Here is a 15322-nt window from a genome sequence, read left to right on the forward strand (position 1 = left end):
TCAACCTGTTACTAAACAAAATAAATCCAGATATCCGCGAAATTAATCACTATCTGGATTTATTGATAGTATATTAAAACTTATTAGTTAAGTTTTTTGATAATAACCGAACCTCTTAATACTGTCCCATTACTGCTGCTTCCATTTTTAGTTACACGCACAGTAGATCCAGCTTTCAACTCAAAAACACCTCTTAAGCTTGCTTCTCCATTAGGAGTATTTCTACCTTCAATAATCGGATTCACTATATTTCCATTGTTTTCAATAACTAGAGCAAATGATGTCCACATCCCACCCGTACAATCAATTACTGCTAATGCACCATTAATCTCATAAAGACCTGATTCTTTTATTTCTAAAGTATTCTCTCCGTTGAATTTGTAAAATCCAGTTACAATCTCTTTTGTCAATTCTAGCGGAATATTTACTACACCGTGTTTATTAGCTACATCTTCTCTCTGCGTAAAATAAGCCATAGCCATCATTCTGTTAGTATCTAAAATTTCAGATAAATCTTCAACTGCACTCACATGTGTCTTCGGATACAACAAATTTCCTTTTTCTTCTAATTGTACAATATCTGCCATTATACTGCTCCCACCTTACTAAAAGTTATTGTTGGTAATGTATCTAATTTTTTCTTATCCGCTGCACTCATCAGTCCGCTGACTGTTTGTGTTGCTGCAGCAGTCGTTGTTGCGTTTGTTCCCGCTGGTCCTTGGGGGCCTGTAGCTCCAGTTATACCTTGTGGCCCTGCTGGTCCTACATCCCCTTTTTCACCTTTGATCGTTGTAAATCCTTCCACAGCGTTTACATGTGTTTTAGGATAAACAACAACGCCATCACTTTTTAATTCAACGATATCTATCATACTGATCCCACCTTATCTATTGTAATTCCTGTTCCTTCAACGCCTAAATCTTTTGCGGTCAATGTAATATCTCCCGTTTTTCCGTTGATCGATGTCACACCTGTTCCTATTGTTTCGATCTTATCTAAACCAAGAATCGCACTAGCATGCGTTTCTGGGAAAACTTGACGCTGTACACTGGATTCATCGGTTTCCATTACTTTTTTGATCTCTACTTCATTTGCCATTAAACTGAACCTACCTTTCTTATGAAGAAAGTATTTTGTTTTTCACTGTCGATTTCAGCGACCACTAAAGCCGAAGCTTCTTTTTTATGAGTGACCGTTCCTAATTTAGTCACACTATGATTCAAGCTGAATTTATCATCTCGAATTGTTCTAAGAACACTTGTTTCTCCACTTTTTAACGTAAAATGCGCCTGCTTTAGTTCTTCAATTAGATTCAAAAGATTACCAGCAGTATTTTCATTTAAGATCTCTTTGATCGTAGCAAACCATTTATCGAATTCTGCTCTTTGAACCGTAGTCCATTGATCAAATCTTTCTTGATTTGTTGTGATCCAGCTTTGAAACTCTGCAATAATACGCTGTAATTCTTCTTGAGCCACTATATACCAGTCATCATAAATCTCCTGACACGTTTTCACCCATTCAGTGAAATAGCGTAAAATTTCTTCAAACGTCCAAATATAGTTACTGTCTTTGATTCCCTCGTCGTAAATGCTTTCTTTGACTTGATAAGCAAAATCTCTTGTTGAAAATTGTTGCCGCCAACTTAAATCTTTTTGAAGTTCTCTAAAACTAAAGTAAGCAGTATTTTCTCCTACATTTTGCATATCATAATTAGTTAATGTGTATTGCAGCTTCCCTTTTTTTGCGTCGATGATTTTAACGACTTTTTGCTCAGATAAACCTAGACCTGCATGATGTCCTTGTTTGACGCAGAAAAATGGGGTTAAATTTGAAATGTCTTTTGGTTTTCCATGTTCTGTTACTGTCACATCCAAAACTTGCGTTCCTTCATCGAATTGACGAATCATAATTAATGGAATATTGTCGTTTGGTTGTGTGATTGATAAAAAAATTGGATATACGATTGACATTTACTCACTCCTTTCTAAAAATTGATTATTTGGGTGGAATGACGATTGAACTGATTTCGTTTGACCCGACCCATGGACGTTCGTATCTTTCGATAATTTGACCTTTTCCGATATTTTGCTCATACGTTTGGAATCCACCAGCAGTTAATCCTCTGATGATGCCTGTATGTCCGTAAGTATAGTCAACATTGAAGCCACCAATATTTCCACCACGTTTCCAATTTATTATGGCTCCTGTCAACAAGTCTTTATACTCAGGTTGATAGATAACTTTCCAACCAACTGCTGACCAATCATACGAGCTGCCAATATCAGCCGCGGCTTCAGTATTTCCGATCACATGACTTAAGGGATAACTCGTTTGGGCACCCAAACCACAGCCGCCTAGAAAACCTGAATATTCTGCCGGCACAGCATAACATTGACCATTCCCCCAATAGCGACCAACTAATGATTCTAAATGATTCAATCCCGCTTCGCCTGCTCCAGTTGACGCTTTTAAATCTTTAAATTTGTTATACCATTCTTGTGCATAGCCTTGTCTTTCTGGGTGTGCATTTTTAGGGCGTTCAAAATTCATTTCAAACGCATAAGCAGCCGTGGCTGGATCTGTAATGGTCTTAAAAACACTAACACTAGTTGGATTAACTACACCGATCCACTGTCCATTGTACATACACCAATCAATTAGTTTTGCTTGCGCTAATGTTGATTTGTAATCATTTGTAATACCCGCTGTTCCAATTAAACGTTTAACATACTCACGACCATCCCAAGTTGGACTACCAATTAGCGGATAGCTTGAACCATCCCATTGTACTAAACCATATGCTGGTCCACCGATTTGGTCTGTATCAGGATTCATCGTACCGCCTGTTTCTTGTTGAACGTTCCCTAAAATACCCGCTGCTGCTGCTTGGCTATAACCATTGGAAGTTAGAAAACTCCACAAATCCCAAGCAAATTTATCTGTTTGAGTTGTTACCTCAGGCGGATATCCACCACCAGTACCTCCGTTACCACCACTGCCATTCCCATTACCTGTGATTTCTTTGCCATTTAGGAATAATTTCCCTTTAATGTTTAGATTACCAGTGATGTTTAAGTCGCCATTAATTTCTCCTTGTCCATGTAATCGCCATATTTTCTTATTGGCGTTTGATTCTTTAGGAATTTCAAACACTGCACTTGGTGCTCTTTCTTCTTTAGAAACCGCTGAACCAATTGAAAACTGATATCCCGGAATTTGACAAAAGGCAACGCCAACTGGTTCTTTGGTTTTCCCATCTATTACTGCACCAATCCAGCCTTCTTCTTCATTCTTTTTTTGATTTCTAAAAGCAATCGTTCCATTGGACTGTAACTTGATTTGGAAATTATTATCTTTCTTTGTTTGAACTGTAACGCCCTCTAAGGTACCAGCTTGAATGAAATCAGCATTAAATTTCCCATCAATCGTCCAAGCTGTTTTAGGTTGGTTTGTAAATTTGTCTTTAACAAAACCTATTCCGTCTGAGTTCATGATTAAAAAATGTTTACTATTATCCAACGAGTTTCCATCCATAAAAACTTGTTGATAGGGTTCGCGGCTGTTTGATTTCCCCGTTTCAATCCCATTCATTAATTTTATAGAACCGCCTTTGGCACCACGGATAATGTCATCTTGCCATTTAGAAATTTCTTCAGAATCGTAAAAAGTCATCTTTTTTTCGTCCAAAGAATCGACATTTCCTTTGAGATCCGATGTAGCTTTTGAAATGCTTTTCGTAATATTATCTCCTAAACCAGTTTCGACTTTTCCTGTAAGACGATCGATTTTAACTTTGAAAATTCGTGTTTTGTAATGATAGTTTCGATCATGGCGATGAATTGTGACTGTGTTTCCGATCGTATCTCCACCTAAAATCTCAGTCTTAAATTGAACCAGCGGTCGAGAATATTCGATAAGTGAGTCATATGTTTTTTGCAGTAATTTTTCTGCACTCTCTTCTTCATCAAACGTAATGACTTTTTCACGTCTTCTCATACCGCCATTTTTAAGCGGAATGCCGTATTGTTTGGTCATTTCGGGAAATTCCAACCAGTTTTGACCCTTTGGTTTATTCAAAGGTTTGCCCGTTGTTTCTTTCCATTCTATATTAGTGAATTCGATTCGTTTGCCTTTTCCATCCCCAACATCTTCCCCACGACCACGGCCGATTAAACTTGTATACACTTGGTTACGGTCTTGTTCTTTTACAATACTTAACGCTTTCTCACCATAAGTGAAACGCTGCTTGCTCTGTTCACCGATTTCATGATAAACTTCCAACCATTTTTCTGTAATACCAATACCATCGATTTTATATTTAAATAGAATTTCGCATCCCTGTGTTTGGATATTTTTTAATGCATCCCTTACAGAAAGAAAACTGAAATCCTCTGTGATTAAAGGTAAATTAGCATCGATTTTTCCTAAACGCCATTCTGTTTCTGCTAATAATTTTGGCAATGTATTTTTGATTGATTCATTCTTCACTTGTACATTTTTAACCACATAAGAATCTAGTTCGTCTGGTGCAAAACTAATGCCTGTAAAAGATAAGAGATTCTCTGACTCACTGTCTAAAATAATTCTATAAAGACTGTATGAAGATGACTCTTCTTTTACAGCCATGTATGCAGCGGTTTTCAATTCTTCGTCGTAAATTGTTGATACGTTTAAAGTATCGTTCATTAATTCAGCTTTATTCGAAGTGATTTCTTTTTCTTGAATCACTTCTATTAATTCATCTTCTTTAACGATTCGAATTAAGTGCTGACGTTCATCAAAGAAATATACACTTTTTCTCACAACTGCACCTCCCGATAAGAAATAATCATCTGTCCATTGGTACATTGGATTGTTTGTCCTTCACGAATAGAAAAATTCTCAAAATCACTTTCTAAATCAAGTAAGAAAGTCTGGTCAATATCATTCACATAGACCTTCCCTTTTAAAAAATCAAAAATAATTCGATCGCCAGCATTTAAATTGTAGCTAGTGATTTTAATCGTTTTTTCGCCATTTTCTATCGTCAAAGGACCGAATTTTTCAATAATTACTTCAATTTTTTCAGGTGTTGTCTGATAAGGTAGATACGTTGTGATCTCTCTATCTGTTTTTAATAAAACCGAGTACTTTTTCGGATCAGTACAAAGAATTTCAAAACTAGAAATAATACTATTCGTATCACCTCTAACCTCTTCCGTTGTCATATACTGTCCATGATAGTGATAATCCAGTTCATCTTTAAAACGAATCTCAACATCTGATTCTTTATAAAGTAAACGCATCAACTGACGGTATTTTTTCTGTACATCTTTTGCGTCTTTTCCAATCAATTGATAGGTTACTTTGATTGTTCGAGATGGTAATTTTTGATTTAATTTGATACTTCCCACTTGAGTTTCTTGCGTTTCAATATCAAGAGATAGCATTTCTCTGCCTGTTATCGCTAATGTACGATAGTCGTCGATCATTTTTTCTAGATAAACACCATCATACATCATGGCTGAGGAAGGAAGGATCAAATCATCTTTGTGGACTTTTTTTGTTGTGTCTTCAAAATAATACATTTTTTCCCTCCTTCTAAAATGCTAGGTTAATAGCAGAATCTTGTCCCATTGCTTCAGAGATATCTGAGACAAAGGCTTTGAATTGTTGGTTGCCGAGTTTGATGTTGAATGTTGCGGGTTGTTTTGTTTGGATCATCATTTGTTTGCTGCTAGATTGAACGGATACATCTTGTATCGTTTCTACTTGTTGATCTAGACTATCTAAACTTGGTAGCATTATTTGAGATGCTAGTTTATCCATAGGTTGGTCGACTACATGAGCATTTCTTTCGATCCCTATTGCTAAACCTGCGGGTAGCATTGCACCGATTTCATCTCGCATCCAGCGAGAAGGTGAATGAATTTTAAAATTTCCTGTAAAAAAGTCTTTAATCCCATTCCCGATATTTTCAAGAACTTTCCCTATTTTTTGAGCCTTTTCTGTAATACCATCAATAAATCCTTGGATGATATTACCTCCAACTTCAAATAAGTCAATATCAAATAGAGCCTTAGAAAGTTCATTAATAATCTGATAGCCAACTGTCGCGATTGACGGTAATGCACCTAGAATTCCTTTTGTTAGTTCCCATATCAACTTTCCTGCTGCTACTAAAATACTTGGAAGCTCCTTAAGTAAACCTGCAACAAGAGTAGAGATAATTTTTACTGCAGCAGAGATGATTGTTGGCAACTGCTCAGACAAAGTTCTTACTAGAGTAGCGATTGCTTCAATTGCCACTGGAATTAAAACAGGCAATATAGAAGCAATTCCTTCTGCTAGTTTTGTTAATATTTCAACACCTTTTTTAATAATTTCAGGTAATTGTCCTGTAATATTAGTAGTAAATGATTCAATGATTCTTTTGACCGTTGCAATGATTTGATCTTTGTTATCTACAATTCCGCTAACCAAAGCCATTAATAAATCTAATCCTGTCATTAACAACTGAGGTGCTGCAGATAATAAGCTTGTGGCTAAGGATTCAATCAACATCAAAGCAGCTGGGATCAACGTTGGTAAACTTTCAATTACCCCACTAACTAAAGCATTAATTAGGTCAACCGCACTTTGCATAATCACAGGTAGATTTACTGAGATTGCTTGTGCCAAGCCTGCTATTAATTGCGTTCCTGTTTCCATCAATGCTGGAAGTTTATCTATGATTCCTTGAACAAACCCCGCAATAATAGCTGGTCCTTTTGTAGTTGCTGTTTCTATCATCTTGCCGATTTGTCCATCAAACTGACTATCTAATAAACCAAAACCAGCTAGTGCAACACCCAGAATAGCTGCTGGTCCTAGAGCTTTTAGTGCAAAACCAAAAACAGAAGATAAGCCTTGAACCATGGAAGTCATAGCTGTCGTTCCAACATTAGCAGAACCTTGCAACGTCGTCCCTATACCGCTAAATGCTCCTTTCAATAGGCTTGAATTTGAAATTGTATCAGTGAATTTACTTCCTAAAGTTCCAAATTTTGAAGTAACATTAGAAATAGTCCCGCCTACTTGAGAAGACATATCTGAGAACTTCGTTCCTAATTCGGCCAAAGCTGGATGTTCACTTCTTATGTGCATTCCTAAAAGTTTCATTTGATCTCTTGCACTTTCAGGCAAACCTGTCATATAGGTCTTTACGCCATTAACACCTTCACCAATTTGGCGAAATGCTGATCCCATCATTCCTGAACTTTGATACATTTTTGAAAAGCTCGATGTTACCTTTGTCGAAACAGTCTCAAAAGCCGTTCCCAATTTATCAACTGGAGATCCTTCAGTTCTCATTGCCATAGTAAAAAGCTTCATTTGATATTTTGTGTTTTCTGTAAATCCGGCAAGATTTTGTTTCCAGTTTGACATACCTGAAATCATTTGCTTTTGTTTATCACCAAAGCCTTGTGCCATTCCACCAAAAGATTGTGTTACTTTGTCTATATTGGAATTAATGCTTCCAAAGACCGAATCGTCTCCCATCAGCATTTTCCCCATATTTGGAATGTGAAATTGCTTTAATTTTCCATTAATATCTTTGATTGTCGTATCTACGGCATCTATCATTCCAGTAAAACTTGGATTTTCAACTACAGGAGTAAAATTTTGCTTTAACTTTGCCCCAATTTTATCAATCAGTGTCGAAGCCTCTTGCGCACTTTGCTTAAATACCTCAAAGCTTTGTGGCGCAACAGTATAAGATGATAGTCTATTAAACGATTCAGATAAACGATCTGACATTGCTTTAGTATCACTTAAGACATTTTCAGCATTCGCTAATGTTTTAAAAAAATTATTTTCAATAACTGAAAAAACAGTTGTCACATTCTGTTTATTTTCCATTTTCCCCCTCCTTTCCTATGAATTAAAATTTGCAATCCAATTTTGAAGTTTCTCTTTATCAGGAGAAGTACTTTTTTGTCTGCCAAGTATTTTCTCTTCTGCTTTTCGATAATCGAAGAACTTATCGAAGGTTCTAAAAACTGGTTTGCCTTTTCGAGTTTGACCTGCCATAACTGTAGCCCATGCTTGCATATGGATTTCATACTGTCGATCCAATTGTTTTAATTGATAGGCTTTCATACGTAGTTCATAATCAGGAATGGTTAATCGGTCAATTTCATTAAGATTTTCGAATTTTAAGAAACGTAAACAGTTTAAACGAACCTGCTCATATACTTCGGCAAAATCTATGTTATTTACGCTTGTACTTCTTCCAACATCTTGCTGGTCATCATCCCGGTATATTCCGACTTTTTTAGTTCATCAATCACATCTTCAAACAGATTTTTTGTACCATTTTGTTCAACGTAATCTTCTAAAAACTTAACCGTCATTCGAGGTTTTTCTGTCATATTTGCAATCAACAAGACTTCAAATAAGGTATCTACATCAGATAAAAGTAGATTTGAAACAATTGCCCCAACTCCTAATTTTAACTGCATCCCACCACGTTCTACTGAATAACGTTTGTTGATTTCTTTTAAAAAACCATAACCAAATTTAAAGCTATATGTTTTTTCATTCATTGATAATTCCATGTCTTTTCCTCCTAATTTAAAAACTACAATAATCGTCTTGCTATAATAAACCATGTGAAAGAGGCTAGAATCTAACCTCTTTCGGTTACTTTATAAAATTAATTGATTATGCTTTAGTTTCTACTTTCACAGTATCCTTAAATTCATAATCGCCGCCTTCTGAAGTATCAAGCTCTAATGCCGCAAAGCCATTTTTACCTGCGCCTTCGATAGCCCACTCCAAAGAGTATTCAACTTTATTTTCAGCTGAATCAGTTTCTTCAAACGAAGTAAAAAAGCCTTCAAAATATTTTGCTTTGAATTTTCCTTCATCATTACCAGTACCAATTTCTTTGGTATTGATACGCCAAATTTGAACACGCTTATTCTCATCCATCGCTGTCTCTAATTTATCGATTTGAGTCGAACCAATCTTATATAATGTTGTTGCAGTAACAGTTGTTTCAGTCGCTCCTGGTGTTACCACACTACCATCTTTGGTCACAGTTGATTCACTTTCTTTCGATTTTGAATAACCATTTTCTGTACTGTAGGCTAAGCCCCAAGCACTTTCATTTCCTTCGTCTTCGGCTAAACGAAAACGCCAAACTACATCTACTCCACTTAATGCTGTCATATGTTCATTTCCTCCTTAGTGTTTTGTTGCTGCTTTAATTCTTCTACTTGTTTAAGCGATCGCTTTAATTGAGATGCAAGCTGATTTTTTCGTTTTTGTTCTGCTTTAACTCTTTTTTGCAGCTTTTTGATAACTTTCAATTGATTTTTATTTGCCTTATCATACTGCTCAAAGCTCACAGGTTTATTATCATTCAAAAAAATATTGTTCAATTTCGCTTTACATCTCCTCTCATTTAAAGTCACGGGCGACTATGATCATCGAAATTTTGTAGCAGTTATTACTTGATGAACCTAGTATACAAAGAAATATGACTCACAAACTCCCAGATTCCTGTTATTATTATCCCAACTTTCTGTTACTTTCCTCTCACCATTTTGGTTTTTGAAACTTAATTTTTGCGGCCTTAGCTAATTACTGTGTTAAAATAATAGAAGTTCTTCCTATTTTAGCTTGAGCTATTATGTGTAAAGGATGTGCTAATCATGTTCTTAAAAAGATATACCAACGATTTTTCATCTATGATCCAGCAATATCAACTAAATGACGAACAATTACTTTTTACAGGAACACCAGAAATGCCAATAAAAATTTCTTTAGAAAATTCTTTCATCCATCCAATAGTAGGAATCGAGGATGGACGATTAACGAACTTTTTTGTTTTAGACGAAAAAAAAGATGTTCATTTATATACAACAAATGAGCAAGCAATTTTATTAAGATCATTTTCTACTGATGAGAGATATCAGGGTAAAGGTCACGCAAAAGAAGTATTACGAGCATTACCTGAATTTGTTCGACTACATTTTCCAGATGTGACGGAGATTATTCTCGCCGTAAACAAAAAGAACCTTGCTGCTCAAACACTCTATAAAAGCGCAGGTTTTGAGCACTTAGAAAAAATTGTCCAAGGTGAATTTGGTCCATTGTATGTCATGAATATGAAGTTAAATTCTGATAAAAAGGAAGCGACAAGCAATGACTAAAAAAATAATCGAAAATGAACAACTCTATTTAAGAGAATTCACACCCGATGATTTTAGTGATTTATGTTTGATTTTACAAGATGAGGAAACGATGTATGCCTATGAATCAACATTTTCACAAGAAAAGATCGCTGATTGGTTGAACTGGAACTTAAAAAGTTACGAGGAAAATGGGTTTGGTTTATGGGCAATTATTGATCAAAAAAGTGATACTTTTGTTGGGCAATGTGGAATCGTTTATTCAAATGTAGAAGAAGAATTCTTGTTAGAAATCGGCTACTTAGTCAATAAACGTTACTGGAATCAAGGCTATGCAACTTCTGCAAGCAAATTATGTCTCACCTATGCTAAAACTGAATTAAATGCAAAGAAAATTTGTTCGATCATTCGAGATACAAATCTATCCTCTCAAAAAGTTGCTGAAAAAAATGGAATGACGATTGTAAAGCAATTTGATAAAGATTATTCTGGTCTGCCCGTTCGTCATTTTGTTTATAGCATTGATTTAAATAAATAATATTAACAAAGAAAGTAGTGGATATCTTGTTATTTTTAGATCATAGTCCCGATTTAAGCCCTATTGACTTAGAAATTTATAAATATATTGCATCTCACATTGATGAAGTGGTTTATATGCGAATTCGTGAGCTAGCAAAAGAAACCCATAGCAGTACCGCCAGTATTCTGCGTTTTTGCCGAAAATTTGAGTGTGAAGGGTTTTCTGAATTTAAAATCAAATTGAATTTGTATCGAAAATCTTTAGCGGAACCTGTTACAACGCATGCCGTTGATGAAACATCGTTCACTAATTTTATCCAGCGTTCTACAGAAGCTTTTTATCAAGAACGAATTCAAGCAGCTGCGAAGTTATTGTCTGAAAAAGATCTTGTTTTATTTATTGGAACAGGTTCGTCAAATATTATTGCCGAATATGGTGCATTGTATTTCTCTTCTATTTTTAGTATGGCCTTTCACATTGAAGATCCAATCAATCACCCCGTGAACTTTTTTAATAAAAGTATGGCGAAAAATGTTTGTGTGATTGCCCTTTCTGTTAGTGGCGAGAATGAAGCGATCATCAATTATCTGAATCATTTTATTACGAATGATAGTTCGATCATTTCGATCACGAATAGTGAAAAATCTCCGATTGCGGCTCTATCAGATGTGAATATTCCTTATTATATTTCAACGGAAAGAATTGGAGATAGTGATATTACATCCCAAGTACCAGCGCTATATACAGTAGAGTATTTGGCAAAAGAAGTGCAAAAACAAAAGAAAGGCTGAGATATAACTCTACGAGTCACATCTCAGCCTCAAGGAATCCAAATAAATGGTGGGAGCAGAAACAACTCCTTCGGAAATAAACACTTCTGTCCCAACTTCGCTTTTTCAGATTATTTTCCTTCTTTAAAGAAAGCCGGTAAATATTGTTTATGTGCTTCCAACAATTCATCCATCACTTCTTTAGCAACATCGCCACTCGTAATCAGTGGATTCATCGTAAAGGCTTGTAATAATGTACCATAATCACCTGTAACAGCCGCTTCGATCGTTAATTCTTCCATTGACTTCATCACTTGTAATAAACCACGTTCTTGTGGTTTAAAGCTACCAAAGTTATACGGAACTGGGCCTTTGCCAGTGATCGTACATGTAACTTCTACTGCACTCTCAGCAGGTAAATCTGTGATTGTTCCGTTATTTCTAGTGCTGACCGTCATTGTTGTGCGTTTATCATTATGAATAGAGTTGATGATTTCACAGGCTGCATCGCTGTAACGAGCGCCGCCACGTTCTGCTAATTGTTTTGGTTTGTAGTCTAAATTAGGATCTTTGTATAGTTCAAACAATTCATGTTCGATCTCTTTTACCTTTTCAGCACGTGTGCCGTTGTTTTTGAAATCTTCTAATTCTTCGGCTAGCATTTTATCTGTATAATAGTAGTAATTATGGTATGGACAAGGAACCATGTGTAGATTTTCGACTTGTTCCCAGATCAAGTTGTTGTCTTTAATATTGGCTACAATTGATTTAGCATCATCTTGACCATACATTACTTTGATCAATTCATCCGTACGATCTTTTCCGTTTTTGTCTGTAATAGTATGCCAGTGTAAATGATTGATTCCTGCAAACTGGAAGAATAGATCACGATTATTTTCACCTAATAATGCTGCTTCTTCAAACACAGCATTAACTGGAATGTTACATAAACCGACAACTTTGTCCCAGTTACCATAACGTAAAACAGCTTCTGTTACCATACCAGCTGGGTTCGTAAAGTTGATCAACCAAGCATTTGGACAAAGTTCTTTCATATCTTCTACAATATCTAAAATCACTGGAACAGTTCTCAACGCTTTAAAAATACCGCCGGCGCCATTCGTTTCTTGTCCGATCAAGCCATGACTTAACGGAATGCGTTCATCTAAAATACGTGCATCTAAAAGTCCCACACGTAATTGTGTTGTAACAAAATCTGCATCTTTCAATGCTTCACGACGATCTAAAGTTAAATGTACTTCACAGTCAACACCTGCGGCTTTGACCATACGTTTCGCCATTGCTCCTACGATTTCTAGTTTTTCTTTTCCTGCTTCAATATCAACTAACCATAATTCACGTACTGGCAATTCATCGTAACGTTTAATAAATCCTTCAACTAATTCTGGTGTGTAACTTGAACCTCCACCGATTGTAACTATTTTAATTCCTTTTGACATCTCGTTCAGCTCCTTAAGCGTTTTATCTGATATCAGTATATCCTTTTGCTGAGAGAGAATATATAGAAACGAAGAAAGTGGTTACATAGGAAAGAAGATGTAACCTGTGACATCTAAGTAACGACACGTTACAAAAAAAGAGAATAAACAAGTATGATCCCAGTTTACTCTCTTTTGATTTTAATCAATCATCATACTCATCAAATGTACATCTAAGAATTCGCCATCATCCGTTTTTGCACCACGAGCCATGATTGCTTCTGTTTTAAAGCCTATTTTTTCATAAACATGAACAGCTCGCTGATTTCGATGCTGTACAGTTAACTCTAAACGGCGGATTACATCACTTTCTTTCGCCCAATAGATCAACTCTTCCATCATCAAGCTACCTAACCCAAAGCCCCAATATTCTTTTAAAATACTGATTCCGATTTCTCCGATATGTTCCATACGCTTTTTGGATGAGGCTTTGACAGAAGCTGTACCAATGACTTTTCCATCTGCTAAAGCGACCATCAGTATGTTATTTGGCGATTCATAAAGATTCGCTAAGTTCTCACTCATCTCAACTGGAGTCATTTCCATCCCTTTTTCATCCATTACCAAATAAGGTGTTTCACTGCCAATCGTTTTTAATGCATGTAAAATCTCTGCTGCATCATCTGGAATTGCTTCTCGAATCGTAAATTCAACCTCTGTCATAGACTTTCCTCCATTTTTTGCTGAATGCGTCCCAAATATTTTTCTGCCTGCGTTCCAAATGCTTGAATTGACAGGACTCTTTTTTCCATATCTTCTGAATCTTTTGTTAGGGTAATATCTAAATAATCTGTCGGTAAAAAATCGCCCAATAATTTTCCCCACTCAACAACAGATAATCCATCGCCTTCAAAATATTCATCCAACCCAAGATCATCAGCGCCATTTTCAATACGGTACACATCCATATGATACAACGGCAGACGTCCTTGCTGATATTCACGAATGATCGTATAGGTAGGACTTTTGATCATTTGATCGATACCTAATCCTAAAGCGATTCCTTTTGTCATAGTGGTTTTTCCTGCTCCTAAATCTCCTGAAAGAATGATGTTGTCACCTGGCTCTGCAACTAATCCAATGATTTTTGCTAGAGATTCTGTTTCTTTAGGATTGTTGATTACGATATCCATTTTATCACCTACTTTAGCTTTCCTTATTTCTATGTAGTGTAGTATACCGAATTATTGAAAAAAAAACTAGGGAGTCAAAGCAAAACGCTAAACGTCTTGTTCTGAATCCCTAGTCTTTTAGATTAGTTCATTAATGTTTGAGCTGCTGTGATGATAGATAATTTGTAAATATCTTCTTCATTTGCTCCACGAGATAAATCAGATACTGGTTTGTTCAATCCTTGTAAGATTGGACCGATTGCTTCAAAGTTACCTAAACGTTGTGCGATCTTGTAGCCAATATTTCCTGATTGTAATTCTGGGAAAACAAATACTGTAGCTTGTCCTGCAACAGATGAATTCGGTGCTTTTAATTGAGCAACAGATGCTACGTATGAAGCATCAAATTGTAATTCACCATCGATTTCAAGTTCAGGTGCTAAGCTTTTAGCGATTTTTGTTGCTTCAACGACTTTGTCCACTTCAGGTGCTTTTGCAGAACCTTTTGTTGAGAAACTCATCATTGCTACTTTTGGCTCAATATCGAATAATTCAGCAGTTTTTGCACTATCGACTGCAATCTCAGCTAATTCTTGAGCTGTTGGATTTACGTTGATTGCGCAATCTGCAAAGATGTATTTTTCTTGGTCGCGACCGCGAACCATGATCATTGCACCACTTGTACGGCTAACACCTGGTTTTGTTTTGATGATTTGTAAAGCTGGACGAACAGTATCTCCAGTCGAGTGAATCGCACCACTGACCATACCATCAGCAAGACCCATATACGTAAGCATCGTACCAAAGTAGTTTACATCTTTTAAAATCTTACGAGCATCTTCATCTGTAACTTTTCCATTACGACGTTCTACAAACGCTGCAACCATATCTTCCCATCCATCGTAATTATCAGGATCTATGATTGTAAAGCCAGAAGCTTTGATTCCGCGAGCGTGAGCTGCTTCCACAATCGCTTCTTGTTTACCGATCAAGATCGGTTCCATTAATTCTTCTGCTTTCAAGCGAGCTGCAGCTCCTAAGATACGAGGATCTGTTGCTTCCGGGAAAACAATTTTGATGTTGCGGCGAATGACTTTAAATTTTAAGCTATCGAATAATTCCACGATATACCCTCCAACTGATTATTTATACAAACTTATCATACACCATTCTTCAAGAAAATAACAGTTATTTCTAGCTGTATTAGTGTAAAAAATGCTGATTCTGATATTAATTTCACAAACTAGCCCTTCTGCAC

At 36.2% G+C, this 15322-nt stretch carries 18 protein-coding genes; 3 read left to right on the forward strand and 15 right to left on the reverse strand.

Features of this window, described 5'->3' with window-relative positions:
• Nucleotides 1-83 precede the first annotated feature (83 nt).
• From BCR21_RS09695 to BCR21_RS09745, 11 genes are all read right to left on the reverse strand, one after another.
• Nucleotides 84-587, reverse strand: a complete 504-nt coding sequence (locus tag BCR21_RS09695; RefSeq protein WP_069646260.1) for a hypothetical protein — start codon at nt 585-587, stop codon at nt 84-86.
• Nucleotides 587-871 carry a hypothetical protein gene (locus BCR21_RS09700; protein WP_069646261.1) on the reverse strand — a complete coding sequence of 95 codons (285 nt, stop codon included), beginning with the start codon at nt 869-871 and terminating at the stop codon, nt 587-589. The genes BCR21_RS09695 and BCR21_RS09700 overlap by 1 nt, the downstream gene beginning before the upstream one ends.
• The gene (locus BCR21_RS09705; protein ID WP_069646262.1) at nt 868-1098 is read right to left on the reverse strand and encodes a hypothetical protein; all 231 of its coding nucleotides are present in this window, start codon (nt 1096-1098) and stop codon (nt 868-870) included. Before BCR21_RS09705 ends, BCR21_RS09700 begins: the two co-directional genes overlap by 4 nt.
• Nucleotides 1098-1973, reverse strand: coding sequence for a phage baseplate upper protein (locus tag BCR21_RS09710; RefSeq protein WP_069646263.1), 876 nt, complete (start codon nt 1971-1973; stop codon nt 1098-1100). The genes BCR21_RS09705 and BCR21_RS09710 overlap by 1 nt, the downstream gene beginning before the upstream one ends.
• A 25-nt stretch (nt 1974-1998) precedes the next feature.
• Nucleotides 1999-4806 (reverse strand): phage tail spike protein, encoded by a 2808-nt coding sequence (locus BCR21_RS09715; protein WP_069646264.1) that lies wholly within the window; start codon nt 4804-4806, stop codon nt 1999-2001.
• Entirely contained in the window at nt 4803-5570 is a 768-nt protein-coding gene (locus tag BCR21_RS09720; protein ID WP_069646265.1) for a distal tail protein Dit, read from the reverse strand. The genes BCR21_RS09715 and BCR21_RS09720 overlap by 4 nt, the downstream gene beginning before the upstream one ends.
• Before the next feature lie 13 nt (nt 5571-5583).
• Complete coding sequence (locus BCR21_RS09725; RefSeq protein WP_069646266.1) at nt 5584-7884, reverse strand: phage tail protein; 2301 nt, start codon at nt 7882-7884, stop codon at nt 5584-5586.
• Nucleotides 7885-7899: 15 nt separating this feature from the next.
• Nucleotides 7900-8124, reverse strand: coding sequence for a hypothetical protein (locus BCR21_RS09730; protein WP_069646267.1), 225 nt, complete (start codon nt 8122-8124; stop codon nt 7900-7902).
• 116 nt (nt 8125-8240) lie between these two features.
• Nucleotides 8241-8582, reverse strand: a complete 342-nt coding sequence (locus BCR21_RS09735) for a tail assembly chaperone (RefSeq protein WP_069646268.1) — start codon at nt 8580-8582, stop codon at nt 8241-8243.
• A gap of 106 nt (nt 8583-8688) precedes the next feature.
• Nucleotides 8689-9198, reverse strand: coding sequence for a phage major tail protein, TP901-1 family (locus BCR21_RS09740; RefSeq protein ID WP_069646269.1), 510 nt, complete (start codon nt 9196-9198; stop codon nt 8689-8691).
• On the reverse strand, nt 9195-9410 hold the full coding sequence (locus tag BCR21_RS09745; RefSeq protein WP_240488085.1) for a hypothetical protein: 216 nt from the start codon (nt 9408-9410) through the stop codon (nt 9195-9197). Before BCR21_RS09745 ends, BCR21_RS09740 begins: the two co-directional genes overlap by 4 nt.
• Nucleotides 9411-9683: 273 nt before the next feature.
• Between BCR21_RS09745 and BCR21_RS09750 the strand changes: the two genes are divergently transcribed.
• From BCR21_RS09750 to BCR21_RS09760, 3 genes are read left to right on the forward strand one after another with little or no spacing between them, the layout of a single operon-like run.
• Nucleotides 9684-10184 carry a GNAT family N-acetyltransferase gene (locus tag BCR21_RS09750; RefSeq protein WP_069646271.1) on the forward strand — a complete coding sequence of 167 codons (501 nt, stop codon included), beginning with the start codon at nt 9684-9686 and terminating at the stop codon, nt 10182-10184.
• Nucleotides 10177-10701, forward strand: a complete 525-nt coding sequence (locus BCR21_RS09755; RefSeq protein ID WP_069646272.1) for a GNAT family N-acetyltransferase — start codon at nt 10177-10179, stop codon at nt 10699-10701. The genes BCR21_RS09750 and BCR21_RS09755 overlap by 8 nt, the downstream gene beginning before the upstream one ends.
• Before the next feature lie 26 nt (nt 10702-10727).
• The gene (locus BCR21_RS09760) at nt 10728-11474 is read left to right on the forward strand and encodes a MurR/RpiR family transcriptional regulator (RefSeq protein WP_069646273.1); all 747 of its coding nucleotides are present in this window, start codon (nt 10728-10730) and stop codon (nt 11472-11474) included.
• A gap of 110 nt (nt 11475-11584) precedes the next feature.
• Here BCR21_RS09760 and BCR21_RS09765 read toward each other — a convergent pair whose 3' ends face one another.
• From BCR21_RS09765 to pta, 4 genes are all read right to left on the reverse strand, one after another.
• Entirely contained in the window at nt 11585-12913 is a 1329-nt protein-coding gene (locus BCR21_RS09765) for a 6-phospho-beta-glucosidase (protein WP_069646274.1), read from the reverse strand.
• A gap of 180 nt (nt 12914-13093) precedes the next feature.
• A complete protein-coding gene (locus tag BCR21_RS09770; RefSeq protein WP_069646275.1) occupies nt 13094-13615 on the reverse strand; it encodes a GNAT family N-acetyltransferase in 522 nt (173 codons plus the stop codon).
• Complete coding sequence (tsaE, locus tag BCR21_RS09775; protein ID WP_069646276.1) at nt 13612-14085, reverse strand: tRNA (adenosine(37)-N6)-threonylcarbamoyltransferase complex ATPase subunit type 1 TsaE; 474 nt, start codon at nt 14083-14085, stop codon at nt 13612-13614. The genes BCR21_RS09770 and tsaE overlap by 4 nt, the downstream gene beginning before the upstream one ends.
• Before the next feature lie 122 nt (nt 14086-14207).
• The gene (pta, locus tag BCR21_RS09780) at nt 14208-15188 is read right to left on the reverse strand and encodes a phosphate acetyltransferase (protein WP_069646277.1); all 981 of its coding nucleotides are present in this window, start codon (nt 15186-15188) and stop codon (nt 14208-14210) included.
• Between the last annotated feature and the right edge of the window lie 134 nt (nt 15189-15322).

Source organism: Enterococcus ureasiticus, assembly GCF_001730285.1.
GTDB lineage: Bacteria > Bacillota > Bacilli > Lactobacillales > Enterococcaceae > Enterococcus_L > Enterococcus_L ureasiticus.

What these genes read in the sequence shown, in the direction of transcription:
- BCR21_RS09695 (WP_069646260.1), bottom strand. Translation starts at nt 587, where the DNA reads ATGGCAGATATTGTACAATTAGAAGAAAAAGGAAATTTGTTGTATCCG.
- BCR21_RS09700 (WP_069646261.1), bottom strand. Translation starts at nt 871, where the DNA reads ATGATAGATATCGTTGAATTAAAAAGTGATGGCGTTGTTGTTTATCCT.
- BCR21_RS09705 (WP_069646262.1), bottom strand. Translation starts at nt 1,098, where the DNA reads ATGGCAAATGAAGTAGAGATCAAAAAAGTAATGGAAACCGATGAATCC.
- BCR21_RS09710 (WP_069646263.1), bottom strand. Translation starts at nt 1,973, where the DNA reads ATGTCAATCGTATATCCAATTTTTTTATCAATCACACAACCAAACGAC.
- BCR21_RS09720 (WP_069646265.1), bottom strand. Translation starts at nt 5,570, where the DNA reads ATGTATTATTTTGAAGACACAACAAAAAAAGTCCACAAAGATGATTTG.
- BCR21_RS09725 (WP_069646266.1), bottom strand. Translation starts at nt 7,884, where the DNA reads ATGGAAAATAAACAGAATGTGACAACTGTTTTTTCAGTTATTGAAAAT.
- BCR21_RS09730 (WP_069646267.1), bottom strand. Translation starts at nt 8,124, where the DNA reads ATGAAAGCCTATCAATTAAAACAATTGGATCGACAGTATGAAATCCAT.
- BCR21_RS09735 (WP_069646268.1), bottom strand. Translation starts at nt 8,582, where the DNA reads ATGGAATTATCAATGAATGAAAAAACATATAGCTTTAAATTTGGTTAT.
- BCR21_RS09740 (WP_069646269.1), bottom strand. Translation starts at nt 9,198, where the DNA reads ATGACAGCATTAAGTGGAGTAGATGTAGTTTGGCGTTTTCGTTTAGCC.
- BCR21_RS09750 (WP_069646271.1), top strand. Translation starts at nt 9,684, where the DNA reads ATGTTCTTAAAAAGATATACCAACGATTTTTCATCTATGATCCAGCAA.
- BCR21_RS09755 (WP_069646272.1), top strand. Translation starts at nt 10,177, where the DNA reads ATGACTAAAAAAATAATCGAAAATGAACAACTCTATTTAAGAGAATTC.
- BCR21_RS09765 (WP_069646274.1), bottom strand. Translation starts at nt 12,913, where the DNA reads ATGTCAAAAGGAATTAAAATAGTTACAATCGGTGGAGGTTCAAGTTAC.
- BCR21_RS09770 (WP_069646275.1), bottom strand. Translation starts at nt 13,615, where the DNA reads ATGACAGAGGTTGAATTTACGATTCGAGAAGCAATTCCAGATGATGCA.
- tsaE (WP_069646276.1), bottom strand. Translation starts at nt 14,085, where the DNA reads ATGGATATCGTAATCAACAATCCTAAAGAAACAGAATCTCTAGCAAAA.